Annotated in this window: 2 protein-coding genes; both read left to right on the top strand. The window is 32.2% G+C overall.

Annotated features, from left to right (window positions below):
- Window positions 1-662: WG repeat-containing protein (locus ACJAX4_RS22270; protein ID WP_435791634.1), on the top strand; the 662-nt coding region annotated here is incomplete at its 5' end.
- Between the two features lie 1,867 nt (window positions 663-2,529).
- On the top strand, window positions 2,530-3,816 hold the full coding sequence (locus ACJAX4_RS22265; protein WP_435791633.1) for an ice-binding family protein: 1,287 nt from the start codon (window positions 2,530-2,532) through the stop codon (window positions 3,814-3,816).
- The last annotated feature ends 848 nt before the right edge of the window (window positions 3,817-4,664 follow it).

Genomic DNA, 4,664 nt, shown 5'->3' with positions numbered 1-4,664 from the left:
GTCAACTCAAGGAGAATGATCGAAATGAGTGGTTTCTTTTTGAAACATATGACGGTGCATCTATGTATTTTAATGGAAAAGGAGTGCTTCAACTAAATCTAAAAAAAAGGTTTGACTGGGCAGATGCCTTTTATGGAGCAGATTTTGCAAAGGTTTCAAAGAACAATAGGTTAGGCTTTATAAATAAACAAGGAGAAGTGGTGGTACCATTAGATTATGAAAATGTCAAAGTGTTCAGTAATGGTCTTGCCGCTGTTATGATGCTAGGTAAACATGGTTTCATTGATACTGCTGGTACCCTAGTGATTCCTCCTATATATGAAGATGCTGGTTATTTTGGTGACGGCCTGGCACCTGTTAAGAAAAATGGAAAGTTTGGTTTTATCGACCGAAAAGGAACTCTGGTAATTCCTTATACCTATTTCGAATCCTACTCCTTTTATAACGGCAGGGCAGCAGTTCAGCTAGATCAAGATCAAGATATGGAAACAGAAGAATCTGGAAAATGGGGGTTTATAGATGTTACTGGCGAATTAATTATAACTTATACATATTCCGAGGTGAGTTCTTTTACCCCAGATGGCACAGCAAAAGTTATTATTCAAAACGGAAGCCTTTTGGGCGATAATCATCACATCGATAAAAATGGAAAGAGGTTGTAATAAACCTTTATACTACCATACTAACCTTATTACAACTCATCAAGCTTCATTAATTATTACACCTTGTATACAGATGTCAATATTGATTTTATCAAAAGAATAGGTGTATTTTAAAAACTGATTCTTCTTGTAGTAGTGTTTTAAATTTTTACTTACTGTTATTAATCTGTAACATAAATCTCTATGGTTCGTCTGTAGGTGGAACACAATTTATTTTCCTCCAAATTAGAAAACATAAACTTTAATTGTATTTATTTTAATAGGAAACGGAATTAGTAAATAAGCGATCGAAGTTATTTCGCTTTAAAATTATATAATATTTAAGCTTCTTCCTATAAAAATCATGATATGCAAATTTTGTTTTATAGCTTTAAAATAAGTTATGACCGTCTTAATCAACTTGTTTATGTAGGTTCATATGCAGGAACTAGTCGCAATTGCCCAGTAGCAATTTTTGATATAGGCCTGGTTGCTAATGAATATGACAAGTTTATTTTTAAAATATCTTAATTTAAAACATCAAGGAATTCTCATTTTCAATAGATTCAAAGACCCTATTCGTTTTAAGACGTATTACTAAAACATCTCATACATGTTTCTTTTGTAAAATGGAATTAATGTCACATAGATTATGTCCTTTACTTTGATCATCCCTTGGGTAAAAAATTATGACTTAAAATCATTTCTATCAACAAATCAATCACGTATTTTTTTTGAAGAACCTTTTTTAGTTATCTGAAAAACAAATAGAATTGATTAAAATCTGCCCATTAAGGATATAGGCATGTGTACGTATATGTTTGACCTATTGTGCTTTCGATTTTCATTGCTTTATGGAAATAAAGCTATTGTCGCTTAAAAATTAATGCATTAGGAGATTGAACACTCAAATATCGAGGTTTTATAATGATGGTATTACTGTTTTATTTCCATTCCTAAACGCTGCATTTGTAAACTTATAATTAAGTGCATAACTTTATCTAAGCAACTTAACTCTTAAATAACTGGGAGCATATTGATTCAAATAATAGCTCAAGGGAACCGTAGCGATTTAAAACAATAAAAGCTGTAGTTCATTGTAATCTAAATTTTTATCGTTAAAATAATTTTTACAATAACAAATATATTACCCGTATAAAATTCACATAAAATGGAGCCGATTAGAGAGCTATTTATATGAGAAACGCGTTTGAAAATATTGGAACATACATTTTATGGTACAAAACAAAATATGAGGAGATCACATCATCTAAAATAAATCTTTAGAGTCATTATGAAATATATTTAAAGCCTTGGTGATTTTATATTAACGTAAAGAAAACATCTTCTCTCTTTTTCTTTCTTTTAGAGTTTTCAATTATTAAAAAGGGAATTGATATATACTCACGCTGGAGCAAAATCTTCGTTGTTCCTTTTCAATATTTAGAATAGAGTTTTGGATGAATTCTGGCAAATAAAATTAAATGATAAATTAATTTTAAATTTTAAAAGACAGCATTAAACCTCACTCCTAAATAAATGTGTTTCCCTTATTTTTTTTTATTTCACCTTCTTTTTTAGCCCTTAAACTGGACCTAAAACTTCATTTATAAAGTTTCTGTAGTTTTTATATTTTATTGTAGAATTTAGACTAATTTCGCGGCCGCAAAATTTCGAGATATTTATAGCCTTTTGGTTCGTTTTACGTGTTATTAACCCGCTGAAAACCTTATTTGTACATCTTTAAATTATGTTTTTAATAATAATTAAGTGATGCAGTTATGATCACAGCTTTTCACCAACACGATGCATCAAGCACCAATTATTTTTAAATTGACAATAAAATTTATTAAATACTGATATTTTTATCTTTGAAATCTCTTACAATATGAAAAATAACGTTTCTTTTTTATTACTACTTGTTGTTTCGATGAGTTTTGGCAATCTTTATGCTCAAGTAGGAATTGGGACAAAAAGTCCAGACGTATCCGCGGTACTCGATATTAAATCAAAAAGCAAGGGGATGTTAATGCCTAGATTAACTTCTGTGCAAAGAGATTTAATCGAGGAACCGGCCAATGGTTTAATGATTTTTAATACTACATTAAACGACGTACAAATTAATTTGGGCGATGCCAGGTCGCCATTGTGGAGTGGAACTAAAACAAAACAAAATTTAATCAATAATGTAGTGAGTCAAGGCGATAATATTATCTCAGGTTCTATAAATAATGCAGTAATACCTGGCATGAGTTTAACGCCTCAAATAGGAACTTACTCCCTTACATTTAACGCAAACCAAATGTATAGCGAAAGTGATCAACCATTTACGGCTGCTCAAGGGAATATTGATGTAAATATGATCTATCAAGAATTGAGAAATTTCTTAGCAACTGATACCACACATATTCCTGCCTTTGGAAATGATGAAACTTTACAGGCAGGTGTGTATGATCTTACAGGAGCATTTTCTTTAGCTGGCACACTTACACTAGACGGAGATAATGATAGCGACTCTTTATTTATTATTAGAGGTACCGGTGCCTTTAGTGCAGGAGCGAATGGACAAGTTGTTCTTATAAACGGTGCAGAAGCTAGAAATATTTATTGGGTGTCTGATGCGGCTATGGATACAGGAGCCAATTCAAATATAAAAGGATCTTTAGTTTCAGGTACAGGTGCCATTAGTTTAGGAGCAGATTCCCGACTTGAGGGAAGAGTTTTTACCAATTCTGGAGCATTATCTATAGGAGCTAATTCCATTATTAATATGCCAACTGGTGATAGTGTTCTCGACTTAAGAATCTTGTCAACGTTTGCAATGTTTACGGCTTCCGGTGCAATTGCAAGTGGCGCAAACTCAACGATTGACGGAAATGTAGCTACTTCATTAGGAGCCCTTACTACAGGAGGACAACATTATGGTGAAAAATATTCAGCTGCTACAACATTAGATGCAAAAATGACTGCAAATAATACTACGTATAGTATTTACCAAAATGGAGAAGAATTAGTAAACACGAGTAGAACAATTCATAGTATAACTCCAACGCTAATAACTCTTCACGCTATTATCTCAATTCTAGATCCAACAGATACAATTGAAATACGATGGAAAGTAAGCGAAGGTGCATCGATGATGCAAAACAGAAGCTTATCACTGATTCATTTTTAACTTTAATTGTTTCCGAATTTAGGTTTTGATTATAAGATAAAATTGTTTTTTCCTAGTAATCTAAAGGAGTCGCAGTCCATTTTAAATTGATATGTATCCGTTTCTATTATTTTTATTATTAGTAGAGGTGTTTATGGAATTTTGGTGCGCCCTCCATCGCAGGTATATTCGCACTAAAAGGCTAAAACTATTTACGCTACTTTATTATTAGAGGTACAGGGTGTATAATACGAGAGTAAATACACGAATTATACTTATAAATAACCCATACTTTATTTATATTTATATGAGATATCTGAAGTAGTCATGTCAGCGAAAGCTGACTTTGTTTTAAAGGGTAATTTTGTTTCTTGTTCGTGTGATTAGAGTTTTGGAAAAGTTTTGCCTGTTGAGTGATTTTTTTAAACAATTCTAGTGCTTTAGGACCTTTCGTATTCTTCAAATACCTAATTGCTCTATATCTAATGACTTAATATGTGTATCTTAATTTGCAATGTTTAGCTCTTTAAATGCTGTTTCAACTGGAGCAGATTGCTTTAATGATGGGCACTTAGGGACTGCGTAACAAGTTCTACCTATTGTCGAAAACACACTCGTAAAAAATACTAGACCGGCACTTACTCCAACGGAGAAATCAGTGCAGGTGGTACAACCTTAATTCTTTATCAAAATAACACAGAAGTAGTAAATTCCAGTCCAACTATTCATGATAAGAATCTGGTATCGATATCTCTACATGCTATTATTTCTATGTTGGCTCCTACAGATACATACAATTCTATTTTTGCTACTTCCATTTTACAATAAAAACTTGTTAGCAACTTGCAGTAGCGTGAGATGTAAACTAA

This window comes from Clostridium sp. (assembly GCF_051278035.1).
In the GTDB taxonomy this organism is placed as follows: Bacteria; Bacillota; Clostridia; order Clostridiales; family Clostridiaceae; genus Clostridium_AD.
Note: the sequence above shows the minus strand (reverse complement) of the source record. Positions and strands in the feature narration are given on the sequence as shown.